At 70.5% G+C, this 17,677-nt stretch carries 13 protein-coding genes; 6 read left to right on the top strand and 7 right to left on the bottom strand.

The features are described from left to right. Positions 1 to 184 precede the first annotated feature (184 nt). From CA12_RS04365 to CA12_RS04345, 5 genes are all read left to right on the top strand, one after another. Complete coding sequence (locus tag CA12_RS04365; RefSeq protein WP_145357660.1) at positions 185 to 1,321, top strand: chemotaxis protein CheB; 1,137 nt, start codon at positions 185 to 187, stop codon at positions 1,319 to 1,321. 90 nt (positions 1,322 to 1,411) lie between these two features. Next, entirely contained in the window at positions 1,412 to 2,746 is a 1,335-nt protein-coding gene (locus CA12_RS04360; protein WP_145357659.1) for a right-handed parallel beta-helix repeat-containing protein, read from the top strand. A 47-nt stretch (positions 2,747 to 2,793) separates the two neighbouring features. Next, complete coding sequence (locus CA12_RS04355; protein WP_145357658.1) at positions 2,794 to 3,303, top strand: SWIM zinc finger family protein; 510 nt, start codon at positions 2,794 to 2,796, stop codon at positions 3,301 to 3,303. A gap of 84 nt (positions 3,304 to 3,387) precedes the next feature. After that, complete coding sequence (locus tag CA12_RS04350) at positions 3,388 to 4,920, top strand: aldehyde dehydrogenase family protein (protein WP_145357657.1); 1,533 nt, start codon at positions 3,388 to 3,390, stop codon at positions 4,918 to 4,920. A gap of 107 nt (positions 4,921 to 5,027) precedes the next feature. Continuing rightward, positions 5,028 to 5,912, top strand: coding sequence for a DUF6263 family protein (locus CA12_RS04345; RefSeq protein ID WP_145357656.1), 885 nt, complete (start codon positions 5,028 to 5,030; stop codon positions 5,910 to 5,912). A 52-nt stretch (positions 5,913 to 5,964) separates the two neighbouring features. Here the strand turns inward: CA12_RS04345 and CA12_RS04340 are convergent, their stop codons facing one another. Next, positions 5,965 to 6,603 (bottom strand): hypothetical protein, encoded by a 639-nt coding sequence (locus tag CA12_RS04340; protein ID WP_145357655.1) that lies wholly within the window; start codon positions 6,601 to 6,603, stop codon positions 5,965 to 5,967. A 204-nt stretch (positions 6,604 to 6,807) separates the two neighbouring features. Here CA12_RS04340 and CA12_RS04335 point away from each other — a divergent pair, with 204 nt between their 5' ends. Next, positions 6,808 to 8,235, top strand: a complete 1,428-nt coding sequence (locus CA12_RS04335) for a Gfo/Idh/MocA family protein (RefSeq protein WP_145357654.1) — start codon at positions 6,808 to 6,810, stop codon at positions 8,233 to 8,235. A 335-nt stretch (positions 8,236 to 8,570) separates the two neighbouring features. On the opposite strand, the gene CA12_RS04330 is transcribed toward CA12_RS04335, so the two are convergent. From CA12_RS04330 to CA12_RS04305, 6 genes are all read right to left on the bottom strand, one after another. Then, entirely contained in the window at positions 8,571 to 10,355 is a 1,785-nt protein-coding gene (locus CA12_RS04330; RefSeq protein ID WP_145357653.1) for an FMN-binding protein, read from the bottom strand. Further along, positions 10,352 to 12,694, bottom strand: a complete 2,343-nt coding sequence (locus CA12_RS04325; RefSeq protein WP_145357652.1) for an FAD-dependent oxidoreductase — start codon at positions 12,692 to 12,694, stop codon at positions 10,352 to 10,354. The genes CA12_RS04330 and CA12_RS04325 overlap by 4 nt, the downstream gene beginning before the upstream one ends. 112 nt (positions 12,695 to 12,806) lie before the next feature. Further along, a complete protein-coding gene (locus CA12_RS04320; protein WP_145357651.1) occupies positions 12,807 to 13,685 on the bottom strand; it encodes an endonuclease/exonuclease/phosphatase family protein in 879 nt (292 codons plus the stop codon). A 135-nt stretch (positions 13,686 to 13,820) separates the two neighbouring features. Then, on the bottom strand, positions 13,821 to 14,348 hold the full coding sequence (gene lptE / locus CA12_RS04315) for an LPS assembly lipoprotein LptE (protein WP_145357650.1): 528 nt from the start codon (positions 14,346 to 14,348) through the stop codon (positions 13,821 to 13,823). Then, a complete protein-coding gene (bamD, locus tag CA12_RS04310; RefSeq protein ID WP_145357649.1) occupies positions 14,345 to 16,003 on the bottom strand; it encodes an outer membrane protein assembly factor BamD in 1,659 nt (552 codons plus the stop codon). The genes lptE and bamD overlap by 4 nt, the downstream gene beginning before the upstream one ends. A 145-nt stretch (positions 16,004 to 16,148) precedes the next feature. Further along, on the bottom strand, positions 16,149 to 17,672 hold the full coding sequence (locus CA12_RS04305) for a serine/threonine-protein kinase (RefSeq protein ID WP_145357648.1): 1,524 nt from the start codon (positions 17,670 to 17,672) through the stop codon (positions 16,149 to 16,151). Positions 17,673 to 17,677 lie beyond the last annotated feature (5 nt).

Here is a 17,677-nt window from a genome sequence, read left to right as displayed (position 1 = left end):
CGGGTGGGGGGAGCTCCCCGAGGCCGGACGGCGATCGGGCGGCAACATAGGGGCGTGAGCGCCGCGCCCCCCCCCGTTCCCGCCGCCGTTGGCGCCGGCACGGCTCAGTCGGCAGTTGCGGGCGACTGCCGGGCGACTGCTCACTGACCCACGCGACGAACCGGACGAACGGAACGAGAATCGCTTGTCGACGCCGGACGTAATCGCCGTGGGGACCTCGATGGGCGGGCAGGAGGCGCTGGTCGCGATGTGCCGCGCCCTGCCGCCCGATCTGCCCGCGGCGGTGCTGATCGTCAGCCACACCGTCCCGTACGGCCGGCCGCTGCTGGCCCGCATTCTTGACCGCGCCGGGCCGCTGCCGGCGACCCATCCCGCGGACGGCGAGCCGGTCCGCCCCGGCCACGTCTACGTCGCCCCGCCGGACCGCCACCTGCTGTTGGTCGACGACGTGCTGCGGCTCTCCCGGGGCCCCCACGAGAACAACACCCGGCCGGCGGTCGACCCGCTGCTGCGGTCGGTCGCGGTCGCCCGCGGCCCCCGGGCGATCGGCGTGGTGCTGACCGGCCTGCTCAACGACGGGGCCAGTGGCCTGCGGGCCGTCAAACGCTGCGGCGGCATCGCCGTCGTACAGGACCCCGAGGACGCCGCCTACCCGGACATGCCCAAGGCCGCGCTGGCGGCGGTCGGGGCCGACCGCGTGGACTATCGCCTGACGCTCGCCAATCTCGGTGCGACCCTCGGCCGATTGGTGCGGGAACCGACCGGCCCGGCGGTTCCCGTGCCCGACGACCTCCGGGCGGAGGTGGCGCTTTCGGAGGGCGTCGTGAACGAACGCACCCAGGGTTACCAGTCCGGCCCCGCCGTGCCCCTCGCCTGTCCGGAGTGCCACGGCACCCTCTGGCTGGTGGAGGGCGGCGCCGGCGGCGACGCGACCCGCTCCCGCGAGGCCGGCGGCGAGGCGGCCGGCGAGCGAGGGGAGGGGGACCCCGCTTCGAACGGCGACGAGAGCCGTGAAGAGCACGGCGACGAACTCGGCGAGGCGGTCGTCGACGGGGAGCTGATGCGGTTCCGCTGCCGCGTCGGTCACGGATTCACCGCGGAGGCCCTGCTGGCGTCGCAGGACGAGGCGCTCGACGCGGCCCTGTGGGCGGCGGTGCGGGCGATGCGGGAGCGGGCCGAATTGCTCGTTCGCCTGGCCGAGAAGACCGGCGGCCGGGGATGGTCGGCGAACCGGTATCGCGAACGGGCGGCGGAGTCCGCCGCCCACTCCGAGGCCCTCCGCCGCCTGCTCTTCCGAGTCGACGACCCCGGCCCAGGATGAGGCGACGCGTTCGGCGTGGCCGTGCAGGGCGCTCCCGCCGGGGACTATAACGGGCGGCGCCTCGCCCGATCCCCGCTTCGCCCCGCCGTGATGCTCGTCCGTTTCCCCTCGCGGTTGCTGTTCGTCCTGCCCTGGTGTCTGGCGACCGCGGCGGTCGCGGCGGACCTGCACGTCACCCCGGACGGAGCGGGGCGAAAAGACGGGGCGGGTTGGGCGAACGCCCTGCCGGCGGAGCGGCTGACGGAGGCGGTCAACGAACTCGCCGGTCCCGGCGATCGCGTGCTGCTCGGCTCCGGCCGCTACGCGGGGGCCTCGCTGGCGATTCAAACCGGCGGGGAGCGGGGCCGGGCGAAGGAACTCCGCGGCGTCGACACCGGCGGCGGCCTGCCGGAGTGGGTCGGCGCCTGGTCCGCGGCGAACGTGAAGAAGGGGCCGACCGCGATCTCCATTCAACCCGGCGTCTCGGACGTGACGCTGGCCGGGCTGCGGCTGCGGAACTACCAGTTCGGCGTCCGCTCTCCGACCGACGGCGAGGGAACGATCGAACGCCTCACGCTGGAAGACGTCGACGCCGCCCGGATGCGGCATCACGTCTACCTCTCCCACTGCCGGGATTTAAAATTGATTGACTGCGACGTGAGCCGCTACAGCAAGCACGCCTTCCGCTTCGAGGCCGGCTGCCGGGCCGTGCGCATCCTCCGCTGCACCGCGGACTGCTCCGAGGGGGACGAAACGTGGGAGAACGAGACGGCGGAACTCATCCCGTTCGGCTTCACCGTCAACAATTCGAACCCCCCGCAGGGCGACTTTCGCTTTGAAGACTGCCTCGCCGCGAACAACCGCATGCAGGTGCGGCCCGGCAAATACCCGAACGGCGACGGCTTCGTGGTGGAGGGGACCGTCGAGGGCGTCTCCTTCGTCCGTTGCATCGCGGTGCGGAATCGGGACGGCGGATACGACCTGAAGCCGCCGGTGACGCTGACCGACTGCGTGGCGCTGGAGAACGGCCGGGGGATTCGCCTGTGGTCGACGGCGACCCTCGAAAACTGCTTCGTCGCCGACGGCAAGACGGGGCTGTGGTCCAACGGGGAGGCAGTGACCGTGCGGGGCAGCGCCTTCGCCCGCCTCGACGGCCCGGCGGTGATGACCGACGACAAAGCGACCGGCGGCGTCACGCTGACGGGCAGCCTGATCGTCGCCTGCGGTGCCGTCGGCAAGAAGACCTCGAAGGGGCCGATCACGCTGACGGACACCGTCGTCTCCGCGACGAAGCCCAACAGCGATTCGCCGAAGACCCCGCCGACCGACCCCGCGGTGACCTTCGTCGACCCTCCCGCCGCCTGGCCGACCGACAAGCCCCTGCCGACGCACCCCACCCACGGCTACCGCCCGCCCGAACCGCCGTCGGGCGAGATCGTCCGGTAGAATTCGCTCCGCCGGTTCCCCGTCTAAATGGCGCCCCCGCCTCCGCCATGTCTTCTTCTCCGCTGACCGCTGAAGCCGTTCGCGACTGGGTCGGCGGGACGTATTACGACCGCGGCAAGGCGCTGGCCGGCGACCGGGCGATCAGCGGCGGACGGGTCTACGACGTGAGCGGCGGGGTGCGGGTCGCGGCCCGGTGCACGGGGACCTACGCCCCCTTCTACCGGGTCGCGGCGACGGTCGCGGACGGACGGGTGACGGCGTCGGCCTGCACCTGCCCGGTGGGCGGCGGCACGGAGCCGGACGCCGAGGGCCGGTGCAAGCACGTCGCCGCCCTGCTGCTGACCTGGCGGAAGCGACCGGACGACTTCATCCCCGACGAGAACCCCCGCGTCACCCTCGCCCGCCGCTTCAAGGAGGAGTTGGCGGAGATGGTCCTCGCCCTGCTGAACCGCTCCGCCCAGACCGACGAGGAGGCGTGGGAGCACGACCCGGAGGAGTACGACCCGGACGCCGCCGACTGGTACCTCGCCCCCGACCCCGCCCCGCCGAAGGCGTGAGCGGAACGGCCCGGGGTGAGGCACGCATCGGTCGCGACCGTTACAATGGGACGGTTCGCTGTCCTCTCCGTTCGGAGCCCCCCGATGCCCGCGACTCTCGACCGTCCCCCTCATTCGTCCGCCGCCGAGACGGCGGGCTCCCGGTCCGCCAACGGGCGGGCCGCCGCGAAGGGGGTGAAGCTGGGGCCGACCCAGTGCTTTATCGACGGGCAGTGGGTGGACGCCGCCTCCGGCAAGACGTTCGAGACACTCAACCCCGCCACCGAGGAGGTGATCGCCAAGGTCGCCGAGGGCGACGCCGAGGACATCAATCGGGCCGCCTCCGCCGCCCGCAAGGCCTTTGACGACGGCCCCTGGCGAACGATGGACGCCCGCGACCGCGGCCGGCTGCTGTATAAACTCGCCGACCTCGTCGAGGACAACCTCGACGATCTGGCCCGGCTGGAAGTGCTGGACAACGGCAAACCGATCGGCGAGGCGAAGTCCGCCGACCTGCCGCTGGTGATCGACTGCCTGCGGTACTACGCCGGCTGGGCCGACAAGATCCACGGCAGCACCGTGCCGATCCGCGGCAATCACTTCTGCTATCTGCGGAAGGAGCCCGTGGGCGTGGCGGGGCAGATCATCCCCTGGAACTTCCCCCTGCTGATGGCGTCTTGGAAGTGGGGACCGGCGCTGGCCGCCGGCTGCACGATCGTCATGAAGCCCGCCGAGCAGACCCCGCTGAGCTGCCTGCGGCTGGCGGAACTCGCCCAGGAGGCCGGCTTCCCGGACGGGGTGATTAACGTCGTCCCCGGCTTCGGCCCGACGGCCGGTCAGGGAATTTTGGACAACCCGCAGATCGATAAAGTGGCGTTCACCGGCAGCACGTCGGTCGGCAAGCACGTCATGCGGGAGGCGGCGAACTCCATGAAGCGGGTGACGCTCGAACTGGGCGGCAAAAGCCCGAACATTATTTTCGCCGACGCCGACCTCAAGCAGGCCGCCGCCGGGGCCTTCGTCGGGCTGTTCCTCAACCAGGGGCAGGCCTGCTGCGCGGGCAGCCGCATCCTCGTGGAGGAGCCGGTCTACGACGAGATGGTCGAGACCCTCACTAATATGGCCTCCAGCCGCAAAGTGGGCGACCCGTTCGACGAAGCCACGGAGCAGGGCCCGCAGATCTCCAAAGAGCAGTTCGACACGATTATGGCCTACGTGGAGAGCGGCAAGAGCGAGGGGGCGACCCTCAAGACCGGCGGCTCCCGCTACGGCGACAAGGGCTACTTCATCGAGCCGACCGTCTTCACCGACGTGCAGGACGACATGAAGATCGCCCGGGAGGAAATCTTCGGCCCCGTGATGCAGGTGCAGAAATTCACGGACGTCGAGGACGTCGTCCGCCGCGGCAATACCACCAATTACGGTCTCGCCGCCGCCGTTTATACGCGGGACGTGGCGAAGGCGCACAAAGCCGCCGCCGCCCTGCGGGCCGGCACGGTCTGGGTGAACTGCTACGACGTGTTCGACGCCGCCGCCCCTTTCGGCGGCTTCAAGGAAAGCGGCATCGGCCGCGAACTGGGCGAGGCGGCGCTGTCGAACTATCTCGAAAGTAAGACGGTCACGATGAGCCTCGATTGAGCCGTCGATCGTCCTGAGGCCGCTGCCAACGCCCCCGCGGCCCGGCGACGCCGGACCGCGGGGGCGTTATCCTGCGCCGCCGCCAAGTTTCTCTGAACGGACTCCCCATGCGTTCGCCGCTCGCCTTCGCCGCTCTGCTCCTCGCCCCGGCGCTGCCGTCTGTCGCGGCGGCACAAACCGCCGCCGCCGCCGACGTCCGCTGGGAGTTCGCCGCCGGCGACACCCACACCTACGCCTTCACCCAGAACTCCACCGCGAGCATCACCCAGCTGGGGGAGACCTCCGAGGTGAAGAACGACCTCGGCATCGTCCTCAGTTGGGAGGTGAAAAGCGTGAACCCGGACGGCTCCGCCGTGGTCGAACGCACGGTGCAGCGGGTCACGGTGAAGGCGACCGGCGGCGGGGCGACCCCGGTGACCTTCGACAGCGCCGCCGAGGGCGACGAGGCCCGCGACCCCGCCACCCTGCCGGCCCGACTGCGGGTGCTGGGCAGCCTCGCCGGGCAGACCTTCACCAGCACGATCGCCGCCGACGGGGAGGTGAAGGGCGTTGAGATGCCCGCCAAGGTGACCCGGGCCATCGCCGCCGCCGGCGAGGGCAATCAATTCGGCGAGGAGCAGGTCAAACTGCTGTTCACCGACCGCGGCTACACCCTCCCGCCCGCCGGCACGGCGGTCGGCGCCAGCTGGAAGAACGAGGAAACCCTCGCCCTGGCCTTCGGCAAGGTGACGGACGCCCGCACGCTGACGCTCAAAAGCGCCGACGACAAAGCCGCCGTCGTCACCCTCAACAGCGAACTGAAGCCCCTGGACGCCCAGGCCGACGCCCCGATGAAGTTCGACGGCGGCACGCAGACTGGCGCCGTGGTGTTCGACGTCGCCAACGGCCGTCTCGCCGCGGTGGATTCTTCCCAAAAAGCGACCCTCTCCGGCCCCGGCGGCTTCAAGGTGGACCTGACCAGCGCCAGCAAACTCCGCCGCGTGGGCGACTGAGGGGAAACGTAGAGCCCCGACCGTCAGGAAGGGGCCGTTCGTCCGCCGCCGATCACCAATAACCGGCCCGCTGATAGGCCCGGCCTTCGCTTTCGCTGTAGTAGTACGTCGATCCGGCACCGTTTCGAGCGTGGGCACCCTGAATCTCCACCGCGTCCGCTGGCATTGGCCAGCCGTGATCGCTGAACCGGCTCCAGGATAGTGCTCTAATCTCAGCCTGATATTTCAACCATTGCTCGCCCCCCGGGCCGGCGAGTTCTTCAGGCGTTGGCTCCGGCGCGGGGGCGTCGAGTTCCTCCCGTTCGATAGCAAGGTAGCTGGCCATGTATTTCCACTCCGCGTCGATCCACTCCTCGAGGTCGGCTCGGGAGATGCTGTATTGCGCCTCGAATCCGCCCGCTTTCTGGTAGATGGTGATATCCCGCGCCGCCTCCGGAATAGAACGGCGGACATGATAATCGTTCGCCTTCGCCGCCGTTTCGTAATGAAACTCCCCGAACCGGAATGGGTCGAGCAGCGTTCCGACGCCGAGGCACAGCGGAATAAATCCCACCACCGCCAGCCCAAGGCCCGTCGCCGCGGCGTGCCCGCGTTTCATCTTCCACTTCGGCGCCCAGATGACGAACGCCGTGTACCCCACCACGATCAGCACGCAGGTGATCTGAAACGGCAGGATCGCGGCCCAGAACATCGGCGGACACTCGCTTTGGAGGGGGGCGGATACTAACCCGAAGCGTCAGCGAGGGCGTTCACTCGGCGGCGGCGGATCCTGCACGCGGCCCTCGCTGACGCGTCGGGTTGGTGGGACGGGCCGGCTCCGCGCCGCTTGCCGGGGCGTTTGGGGGAGCGGTACGCTCGGGCCGCTCGCCCCCTGTTGACGCCTGAGGAGTCGAAGATGCCGACCGTCCCCGAGATTCTTCATCCCGCCGGAGCCCCCGTGAACGGCGTCGACCGCCGCGGGTTCCTCTCCACCGCCGCCGCCGGGGCGGCCGTCGGCACGCTCGCCGGGCTGGCCCCGCGGCTGCATGCCGAAGAAGTGCCGGAGTTCTCCCCCCGCCGGGTCGGGCTGATCGGCAGCGGGTGGTACGGTAAGTTCGACGTCTTCCGCATGCTCCAGGTCGCCCCCGTGGAGGTCGTCGCCGTCTGCGACGTGGACAGCGAGATGCTGGCCGAGGCCGCGAAACTCATCGCCGAGCGGCAGGACGGCAAGTCGCCCAAAACCTACGGCGACTATCGGGAGATGCTGCAGGCCGAGGATTTAGAGATCGTTGTCGTCGCCACCCCGGACCACTGGCACGCCCTGCCGATGATCGCGGCGGTGGAGGCCGGGGCGCACGTCTACGTCGAAAAGCCCACCAGCGTGGACGTGCTCGAAAGCAAAGCGATGCTGGAGGCGGCCCGCAAGCACAACCGTGTTGTGCAGGTCGGCACGCAGCGGCGGAGCACCCCGCACCTGGTCGAAGCGAAACAGCGGGTGATCGACGCGGGCCTGCTGGGCGACGTCGGCCACGTGGAAATCTGTTGCTATTATCACATGCGGGCCAAGGGGAATCCGCCGGACACGGAGCCGCCGAAGAACCTCAATTACGACCTGTGGACCGGCCCGGCGCCGATGCGGCCGTATAATTCCCTGACGCACCCCCGCAGCTGGCGGGCGTTTATGGAATACGGCAACGGCATTGTCGGCGATATGTGCGTGCACATGCTCGATATGGTCCGCTGGATGCTGGACCTCGGCCCGGTCAATACCGTCTACAGCGAGGGCGGCATTCTGATCGACCCGGACAGCAAGGCCAACATCTCGGACACCCAGACCGCGACCTTTACCTTCAATAATCTCCCGGTCGTCTGGACGCACCGCAGTTGGGGCAACGCCCCGGACCCGGAGTACCCCTGGGCCGCCTTCGTCTACGGCAAGAACGGCACGTTGAAGGCCAGCGTGCAGAAATACGAATTCATTCCCACCGGCAAGAAGGAACCGTCCGTGCGGGGCGACGTGGTCCTCGAACCGGAGCAGTACCCGGAGGAGCAGGACGAACCCCGCATCGAGCGCCACGTCGCCCCCGCCAGCCGGGCCCATATGAAGAACTTTTTGAAGGCCGTCGAGGCGACCGAGGCCGGCGGCGGCGAGGCGCAGCGGCCGGTGGCCGACATCGAGCAGGGCGTGACCTCCAGCGTGGCCTGTATTTTGGCGAACTTGTCGCTGGAGTTGGGCCGCTCGCTGACCTGGGACCAGGCCAACTGGCAGGTCCCCGGCGATGCCGAGGCCAACGCCCGCCTGGCGCGGCCCTACCGCGCCCCGTGGACCCACCCGGCAGCGTGAACGAAGTGTCGTGAGCCCGAAGCGCAAGCGAGGCTCTGCGGTTCCGACCCCCGTTTGCGCTGCGGGCTCACAGCGGCGGCGACGTTCTATAAAGTTTGCGCTGACGCGTGACGAATCGGGCCCCGCCTCGCTCTTCCCTCCTCTCCCTTGAGGGAGAGGGGCCGGGGGTGAGGGTGAGCGCACGGTTCGCAGGCGCCCGCTCAGGCTGTGACGGCCCGAGGAACGGTTGAGAAGACGGAGCGTGAACAGCGTCCAGAAATCACTGCCCCCTCACCCCCGACCCCTCTCCCCCGAAAGGGGGCGAGGGGAGGACTGAGATCCACGCCGGCCCCACTTTAATACACGATAACCCGCAGCCCCGCGGCAAAGGCCGTGAGGCCGACGGCGACCCAATCGCGCCCCGTCCAGCGGTCGCTGCGGGCGTTGGCGCGGAGGTATTCGAGGAGCGCCCCGGTCGGGCAGCCGTGGCGGCAGTAGGCCATCGGGATGAACAGGGCCGCGATCAGGCCGACCACGAAGATCGTCTTCGTCGCCAGCCCCGCCAAGCTCCAGTGCCAGGCGTCGAACGGTTCCAGCGCCACCGGGGCCACCAGCGGGAACCCGAACGCCGCCAGCAGTACGAGAGCCAATAAGGCCGGCGGCAAGAATGCCAGCGCCCGGCGGGCGCCGCGGCCGACGCTACGGCGAGGCTTCAACCGCTCCCCGAACACCCCGCCGACGAACGCCTGCTGCACGGCGCCGTGCGGGCAGAGGTGCGTGCAGTACACGTTGCGTTTCGTGGCGACCGGCAGGCTGAGGGCCGCGGCGCTGAGCAACGCCAGCCCGCCCGCCGTCCGCCAGGGGACGCCGTGCTCCGCCCAGCCAACCCACATCGCCTGCGAGAGTAAATCGCCCCGCCACACACCCAGATAGCCGATTAATAACGCCAGCCACGCCCACCGCACCGCCTTAAATCCCCGCAGTCGGGTGAAGCCGACGACCACCGCCCCGGCGATCAGCGCCAGCATGCCCCAGTCGACGTGGCGCCACGACAGGGCGTTCCACGCGGCGGCGGGGGCGTCGTCGGTCGTTTGAGGAGCCGCGGGCGACTCCTCCGGGGCGAGGTCCGTTTTCGCGGCGAGGATCGCCCCGTCGACGACGGCGAGGCTGGTCATCGTCGCCCCGCTGACGGCGTCATAGCTGCCGTCGGCCGGGCCGCGGTTCGCTAATTCCTCGACCGTCATTCCGTCGAACAGCCGCAGGAAGCCCCACTCGTCCTCCCGCAGATAGGTGACGTAGGGCTCGTTATCAAAACTGTCGTCGACGATCAGGCCGACCGCCTTTTGATCCTCCTCATTAAAAGCGACGAAGGCTTCCGTCGGTCCCTGATAGCCGATCACCCCGTCCGCGGCGGGGGAGGTTCGCAGCAGCGACCCCAGCGGCTCGCCGGCGGCGTTGGTGACGGTGAAGCGGCCGACCTCCTCGGCGGGCGTGATCGCGGCAGCGTCGGGGAAGAGGGATTGCGCCTTTTCGACGGTCAACACTTCTTCGAACCGCGGGACGATGGGGGCGTCGCCGTCCAGCCGCACGCGGATCGACTGCCACATCGCACGGGCGGTCAGCGTGGCGCCGGAGACGGCGTCCGGCGGCGGGGTGGAGGCGGCTTCGCTCCAGGTTTGGCCGACGAACCGACCGTTCAGCACGTCGGCTTCGCGGACGGCGGCGACATGTTCGTCGGTGTCGCCGCTGCGGAGGATGGAGACCCCGCGGACCGTCGCGTCGCCGTCGCCCTCTTCAAACGCAATGAGCAGGTCGCTCGGGCCGGAGAAGCCGACGATCCGCCGGCTGGCGGGCATTGTTTTCAGGACGAAGCCGAGCCGCTCGCCGGCGGCGTCCAGCACGGGCACGGCGCCGGTGGCGGCGTCGGGCTCGCCGAAGGAGGCCGCGTCGGGAAGCAACCTTGTGGCCGCAGTCCGGGCAGCGGGGGGCAGGCCGTCGCCGTCGCCGGCCGGGTTCTCGATCGACTCCGCGGGGACGGAGGCGATCAGACCGACGACCGTCGCGAACAGGCCCAGCCGGACCGCGTGCAGAACCCGCCGCCGCCACGCCCGGGACGGGTTCGGCGGCGTCGGGTCGCTCACTCGTTCCCCCGCGGCTCCCCGCTGCGGGGCTGGCCGACCCGGGGCTCGCCGACCTTGATGAGGCGGATGGCGTCGGCGTGCACGTTGCCGCCGGCGCCTTCGCTGCGGATCGTCACCTCGACGGTCTCGCCGGCCCGCACGTCGAAGGCGCCGAGCGATTCAAAATCGTTCTTGCCGGAGGCCGGCTTCGTCATGTCGAGTTTGAAGTCCTTCGACGTCCGCCCCACGGTCACGTTCGCCGGGACCGTTTTGCCGCGGTTTTCGTGGGGCAGCCAGGCGAGCTGCACGTCGTAGCGGCCGGTCTCCTTCACGGTCGCCTTGAAGGTCGCTTTGGCGCCGGAGCCGGGGGAGGCGTAGCGGTAGGCGTAGCCGACGTAGCCCTTCAGGCCGGTGCCCTCGGTCCAGGCGCCCTCCAGCTCCGCGGCCCGGTCGTCGACGACCAGGCCGTCCAGTTCCGCCGGGTCCAGCCCGGTCGGCGGGCCGTAGCCGGGGGCGAGTTTCATGGCGTCGTCGGGGACGACGATCTCGTCGTTGACCGTCTCCCGGCGGGCCTTGCCGGGCAGTTCCAGCAATTCGACCATCTCCGGCCAATAATCCTGATAGACGCGGCGGGGCGTGCAGCCGTTCTTAATGCAGATGCTGGCGGCCCGGCCGACGACCTCGCCCATCATCCCGCAGGTCTTCATCACGCGGGTGGTGCCCAGCGCCTGGTGGGTCACGCTGATGTTCCGCCCCGCCATGAACAGGTTCTCGACGTTGCGGGAATAAAAGCAGCGATAGGGCACCGGGTAGCCGTAATTGCGGTCGATCCGCTGATCGTGGACGGCGTAGGAGATGAACGGATTATCGGGGAACTTCTCCGCGTATTGCTCCTTGGGATAGTGCAGGTCGATGCTCCAGGTGCTGGGCACGCAGCCGTCGGGGAATTCGCGTTTGTCGACGATGTCGTCCTGGGTGAGCTGCACGTCGCCCAGCAGGCGGCGGGACTCCCGCGGGCCGCCGACGAAGGCGACCCAGGTGAGGATCGCGTTCCGGTGCTTGGCGGCGCCGTCGCCGTTCTTCATCGCGTCGAAGGCCCCGTAGACGGCCCGCAGGTTCCAGTCGCGGATCGCCTCGGCCCCGCCCAGCGGGTTCTTATTAAACCCGCTCTCCCAGAACCACTGGCCGTGGTGGTCGCGGGGGTAGGGGAAGTCCTTCATGGACAGGTCCAGCGCCCAGTCGGCGTCGGGGAATTCGGTCGGCTGATCGACTTCGTCCCAGCGCCACATATTGCTCATGCCCATGCGGCCCTCGGGGGTCATCTCCCAGTCGGCGCCGGCCTCGGCGCCGATCGTGCCGTGGCCGGTACAGTCGGCGTAGAGTTTGCCCTCGAAGCGGGTGATCTCCCCGGTGCGGGTGTCCAGCGCGGAGACGCCCGTGATCCGCTTCGCCCCGCCCTCGACGTCCTTCGACTCGACTTCAAAGGCGTGGTGATTGAGGAACAGATCGATGTTGTCCTCGGCCCGGACGATCTTCTCCTTCTTCTCGTCCTCAAACTCCTCCTCCGTGCCGGGGGACTTCGTGGCGTGGTCGGCGATCTCCTCGATAATTTCGCCGACGCGGGGGTAGTTGCCGCGGCGGATGTGGCCCATCGCCCAGACGCGGACTTCGCTGCTGCCGTTGCCGCCCAGCACGGGGCGGTCCTGAATGAGGGCGACCTTGCAGCCCATGCGGGCGCCGGAGATCGCCGCCCCCAGGCCGGAGTACCCGCCGCCGATCACGACCAGGTCGTAGCCGTCCTTGGTCGGGGCTTCCTCCGGCAGGCCCAACAGCGCCCGCCGCCAGGGGGGGAGGATCGTCGAATCGTTCGGCGGCGGTTCCGTTCCCGTGGTGAAGTAGATCGCGTCCACGCGGCCGTCGAAGCCGGTCAGATCGTGCAGGGCGACGGTCGCCTCGCCCTTGTCGACCGTCACCGTGCCGGCGTTCTGCCAGGCCCAGTCCTTGCCCTGGGTGCCCAGCGTTTCGGGGAGTTTCTTGCCGTTGACGCTCAGCTGGAACCGGCCGGGGGAGCCCTCGGCGTCCCAGCGGGCGACCCAGTCGAAGGTGCGGACGAAGGCCCGATATTCGCCGGCCTCGGGGAAGTTCACGGCGGTGGCGGCGTCCTTCACCGGCGTGCCGATGCCGTGGGCCAGCAGGTAGGGGGAGCCCATGTGGCGGATGAACTGGGTGTCCAGCTGCCACCCGCCGCGGTCGGCGAAGGATTCGGCCTCGACGAAGACTTCCGCCGCCCCCGCCGGCGACGCCGCGGCGGTCAGGAGGAGCGCCAGCAGACCGGCGACGCGGGAACGGGAGGGGGCCATGGAGCGCGTCCTGGGAAGAAACGGATCGGAACGCACCAGCGTAACGATCGCTCTCGCCGATGACCAATTTTCCCGACCGCCGATGTGGGCTGAAGGGGGCCGTTCGAGCCCGTCAGCCGGGCAGGTCGACGATCAGCGGGAGGTGATCCGAGGCGTCGGCGTGGGCGGCGTCCGGGCTACCGAGGGGGTGGCCCGGCCCGCCGCAGACCGTGGCGGTCACGCCCTCGCCGGGCAAGCCGAGCCCGAAGGCCCGATCCAGCGCCGCCGTCGGCAGCCAGGCGGGGAAGCTGCGGAACTGTCTGGCGGGGTTCGTGAGCAGTTGGTAGCCGGCGTCGCCCAGCCCGCCGCGCATCAGGGTGCTGCGCCAGTCGTTGGTGTCGCCGATCAGCAGCGTCGGCAGGGCGCCGCCGACGCATTGGCCGACGGCCTCGAACAGTTCATGACTCAGCAACCGGCGGACCTGCCACTGCCGTTCGCCGTCCAGCAGGCCGAGGTGCCAGTTGACCAGCCGCAGCGGGCCGGCCTCGGTCTCCAGCAGGGCGACCACGGCGCCGCGCTTCTTCCGCCGGCCCCTCGTGAGGTCCACCGTGTGGGCTTCGAGGATCGGCCGCTTGGAGACGATCAGGTTCCCGTACCCGCCCCGGTGCGGTCCGCCGGGCAGCGTGCGGCCGGTGGTGAGCGCGTGATTCATCTGAAACACCGCCCCGGGGCGGGGTTCGCCGCCGGGCTCGACCCTGGCCAGCGAGTCGCCGTAGGAGTGCGGCTCGGTGTGCGGGTGCGGCCCGATGTGGGGCAGGTGCCGCCCGAGGAACCACTCGGCCAGCAGCCGGGGTTGGTCGTCGAACCGGGTGCGGCGGACGTTGCGGTCCACCTCCTGCAAGCAGAGGACGTCCGGGTCGGCGGCGGCGACGACCGCCTTGATCCGCTCCAGCCGATAGCGGCGATCCCGCCCGCCGATGCCCTTGTGGATGTTGTAGGAGAGAATCCGCACGAGGCTCCGCCGACCCGGTCTTCCACTGGAGGGGCTTCCCCTGAAGGGGGCGGCAGTGTAGCGGGGAGGGCGGAGCCGTCGAAGCCGCGGCGACGGATCGCCGCCGCGTCCCGCCAGCTACCAGGGAACCGCCGGCTACCAGGGAACCTCCATCAGGTCCACGATCTGTCGGGCCGCCCGCTGGATCGCGTCGTCGAGGGCGGTCGCGCGGGATTCGCCGATCTCGAAGGCGGCCTCGCCGTTCGACAACACCGGGACGGAGCCCGGATCGATCTTCAGCGAGCCGCTGTTCAACTCGTCGCCGCGGCGGTCCTCCCAGGTAACGTCCACGGCGACGGCGAACTCCGCCTCGCGGACGTCGTCGGTGATGCTCTGGGACAGCCGGCGCTTACGCACGCCCACGACCTGCCCGCGGAGGACGGTGTCCGCCTGATGCTCGTGGACGAGCCGGAACGGGGTGCGGGTTTGAATCTCCTTCTGAACCGCCTCGGTCAGTTGGATTTCCAGCCCGGTGCGGTCCGCGACGCTGGTGAACATCGGCACGGCGACCGTGCGGATCTCCGGGTCGGCGAGGTGGCCGAACTTGTAGCCGCACCCGGTGAAGGCGGCCAGACCGAGGCCCACCAACGCCAGCCGGCGGGGGATCGGGGGAGCGTGAGTCATCCGAACGGCCCCGAGTCGGTGAACGGATCGCCGGCCCCCGAGAACGGATCGCCGGAGAACGGGTCGCCCTTGGTGAACGGGTCGTCCGGCGGCTGCGTGGAGCCCGGCAGCGGGGCCGGTTCGACGCTCCGCGGCGGCGCCGCCGGGCGGGCCGGCGGGGTCTGCGGGCGCTCCTCGGGACGGGCGACGGGCGGCCGCACGCTGCGTTCGACGCTCGGCGGGGCCTCCGTCGACCGGGCCCCGAAGCCCGGGGCGGTCGGCAGCGGGCCGGCCATCCGCTTCGCCTCGGCGGGCAATTCGTCCCAGACTTTGCGCGCCCGCACCGCGGCCTGCGTGCCGGGGTGCTCGACGATCAGTCGGCGGGCGCAGATCGCCACCGCCGTCGGATTGCCTTTGCGCTGATAAAGCTGCAGCGTCGACCAGTGAGATTCGCCCTGCGCCTCCGCCATGTTGGCGAGGCTCTCGGCGATGCGGGCCCGGTCGGCCTCCTCGGGGTACAGCCGCTGGAAGCTCTCTTTAATTTGCCGGCTCTCCTTCAGGCCGCTGTCGTCGTACGCCGGCCCGATCCAACTGATCTCCCGGACGTGGGCGCCCAGCAGGTAGGCGTCCTTCACGTGCGGGCTGTTCGGGTACTCCTTCCGCAGGACGTCGTACAGACGGCCGGCCTCCAGATAATCGCCCTCGCGAAAATAATACCCGGCGGAGAGGAACAGGGCGTCGTCGGCGAGTTCGCCGGTCGGGTCGTTCATCCAGACGTTCTTCAACGCCTGCAACGCCCGGCCGTTCGTATCGAACAGCGGGCGGGTGGAGTCGTGGAAGTTCGGCAGGACGGGCACCGCGAGCGTCGGATCGAACGGCCGCGGCGGGGCGTCCGCTTCATAGCGTTCGGCCGGCGGGGGCGGGGGCGAACCGGCGGCGACCTCCGCGTAGGAGACCGGCTTCACGTCGGCGCTGACCACCGCCTCCGGGAAGCCCAGCCAGCGGCGGGCGATGTCGAACTGCCGTTTGCTGATCACGTCCAAGCGCCGCGTGGACGGGTAGCGGTCCAGCAGCGTGTCGTAGGCGTCCTGGGCGGGGGCGTAGTCCTCCGCGGCGTAGAGCGCCTCGGCCCGGTAGAAGAGGGAATCCTCCTCGATGGCGGTGTCGGCGTAGCGGCGGGAGAGCGATTTGAAGGCGGACGCGGCCCGCTTGTGCTCGCCCCGCTCCAGATCGTTGCGGGCGGCCTCGAACGCCTGACGGGCCTCCGGCGGCAGGCGGGTCGCGGAGACCTCCGCCTCGCCCTTCCGGCCGGTCAGGCCCTTCAACCACTCCCGCGGCTTCGCCAGCACGCCGGGCTGCTCCGGGGTCGTGGACCGCAGGGCGTCGTCGTCGCCGTAGAAGGGGGAGTCGTCCGCGGGGCCCTCGGCGCCGGCGAGTTGAACGCCGCCGTCGGCCTCCGGGTCGGCGTCGTCGGGGTCCGCCTCGGCGACCGGCGGATTGCCGGGGCCGCCCAGGGCCGGCAGGGCGGCGCAGCCCCCGCCGGAGCCGATCAACGTGCCGATCAGCGCCGCGACGCACGCGGCCCGCGGGCGGACCAGGCTCTTCGGACGGAACAGCGGACGCGGCCCCGGCAGGGGGCGGGGGAACCGGACGCGCGGCCGGGCGGGCTTGGGCATCGGGGCGGCGGGTTCGGAACGCGGGGCGGGCGCAGCGGCGTCCGGATCGGCGGAGACCGGGGGCGCGGCGACGGAGTCGACGGACCGGCGGGGGGTAGGTCCGCGGGCCGACCGCCGTCAAGAGCGGGTCCGCTGAAAGAGCCCTTTATTTCAGGCTCATTCGCGCCCGAACGGCGAACAGGAAGACCAGCAACTGGGCGCTGAACGCGCAGACGAGCGTCACCATCATCAGGTACTTCGCCTCCGGCAGATCGCGGTACATGCTGAACCCGCCCCCGCCCCCCAGCAGCAGGGCGTTCATCACCACGCCCCAGCAGATCGTCGCGGCGGCCAGTCCGATCCAGAAGGCCCAGCGGTCCCTGCACAGGTGACGCCACGCCACGACCGTCAACGCCGCGTGGATCAGCGAGAGCAGGATCGCTTCCCCCAGAAACTCTTCGCTGGGCGGCAGCGGCGTCTCCCAGCCCATGCCGATGTCCAGCGCCATGAAGCCGATCCCCACGGCCAGCACGCCGTTCCAGACGACGGCGACCGCCCCCGCGTCCCGCACCCGCTCCGGGCGGCAGAGCCAGGCGGCGAAGCGGTCCCGCCAACCGAACGGTCGGGCCGACACCGCCCGCCCGTTCCGCCACGCGGCGAGATCCGCGGCGAACGCCGCCGCGGTCGGGTAACGATCCCCCGGCCGCTTCCGCAGGCACTTCATGCAGATCGCGTCCAGCCCGGAGGGCAGTCCGGCCCGCAACGACCGCGGGGGCCGGGGCTCGTCCTCGGCGATGTGACGGAGCAGCGTGAGGGCGGTGCGGCCCTCGAACGGCGGGCGGCCGGTCAGCAGTTCGTACAACATCGCCCCCAAGGCCCACACGTCCGTGGCCGGGCCGATCTCCTCCGTTCGCTCCTGCGCCTGCTCGGGCGCCATATAGAGCGGCGTACCGACCGCCCGGCTGGCGGTCGTGGCCGCGGCGCTCTCCTCCAGCACCCGGGCCACGCCGAAGTCCGACACCTTGGGCACGAACGGCAGTTCCGAGGCGTGAAAGCCCATCCCCGAGAGCCCGGGGTCGGACGGGCTCCGGTCCGCCGCGTCCAGCAGGATGTTCGCCGGCTTGAGGTCCCGGTGAATCACCCCGGCGAGGTGGCAGCGGTGAACGGCCTCGGCGATCGGGATCAACAACGCCGCGGCGAGCGGGGGAGGAACCGGCTCGTCGCGGTCCGCCAGCCACTCCGCCAGATCCGGCCCCTCGCACAGGGCGCTGGCGATGTAGCACCGCAGGCCGATGCCGTCCGGGTCCGCCACGGTGCCGGTCTCGTAGACCTCGACCAGGTGGGGATGGCTGACGGCGGCGGCGGCCCGGGCCTCGCCGAGGAACTGTTGCCGCAGATTCGGGTCGGTGGCGGCGTCGAACCGCGGCACCTTCAGGGCCACGCGGCGATTCAGCGTCGGGTCGAACGCCCGGTAGACGGTGCCCATCCCGCCGTGGCCGAGCGTGCCTTCGATCAGGAACCGACCCAGCGCCCGCCCGGCGGGCGTCGGGGGCAAGGGCGGGCCGGTCGAACCGGCGGAGGTGGTGTCGCCGCGCCGCCCGGTCGTTTTCGCCGACGCCGCGCCCTCGTCCCAGGCGGAGAGCTCGTTCCCGCTGTCGGGCGGCGGCAGTTCGGGGGAGGGGCGGTTCATGGGCG

Source organism: Alienimonas californiensis (assembly GCF_007743815.1).
Lineage (GTDB): Bacteria > Planctomycetota > Planctomycetia > Planctomycetales > Planctomycetaceae > Alienimonas > Alienimonas californiensis.
The sequence above is the reverse complement of the archived record's forward strand: the minus strand, read 5'-3'. Positions and strand labels throughout refer to the sequence as shown.

Coding starts and splice junctions, on each gene's coding strand:
- CA12_RS04360 (WP_145357659.1), top strand. CDS start 1,412: ATGCTCGTCCGTTTCCCCTCGCGGTTGCTGTTCGTCCTGCCCTGGTGT.
- CA12_RS04355 (WP_145357658.1), top strand. CDS start 2,794: ATGTCTTCTTCTCCGCTGACCGCTGAAGCCGTTCGCGACTGGGTCGGC.
- CA12_RS04350 (WP_145357657.1), top strand. CDS start 3,388: ATGCCCGCGACTCTCGACCGTCCCCCTCATTCGTCCGCCGCCGAGACG.
- CA12_RS04345 (WP_145357656.1), top strand. CDS start 5,028: ATGCGTTCGCCGCTCGCCTTCGCCGCTCTGCTCCTCGCCCCGGCGCTG.
- CA12_RS04340 (WP_145357655.1), bottom strand. CDS start 6,603: ATGTTCTGGGCCGCGATCCTGCCGTTTCAGATCACCTGCGTGCTGATC.
- CA12_RS04335 (WP_145357654.1), top strand. CDS start 6,808: ATGCCGACCGTCCCCGAGATTCTTCATCCCGCCGGAGCCCCCGTGAAC.
- CA12_RS04325 (WP_145357652.1), bottom strand. CDS start 12,694: ATGGCCCCCTCCCGTTCCCGCGTCGCCGGTCTGCTGGCGCTCCTCCTG.
- lptE (WP_145357650.1), bottom strand. CDS start 14,348: ATGACTCACGCTCCCCCGATCCCCCGCCGGCTGGCGTTGGTGGGCCTC.
- bamD (WP_145357649.1), bottom strand. CDS start 16,003: ATGCCCAAGCCCGCCCGGCCGCGCGTCCGGTTCCCCCGCCCCCTGCCG.
- CA12_RS04305 (WP_145357648.1), bottom strand. CDS start 17,672: ATGAACCGCCCCTCCCCCGAACTGCCGCCGCCCGACAGCGGGAACGAG.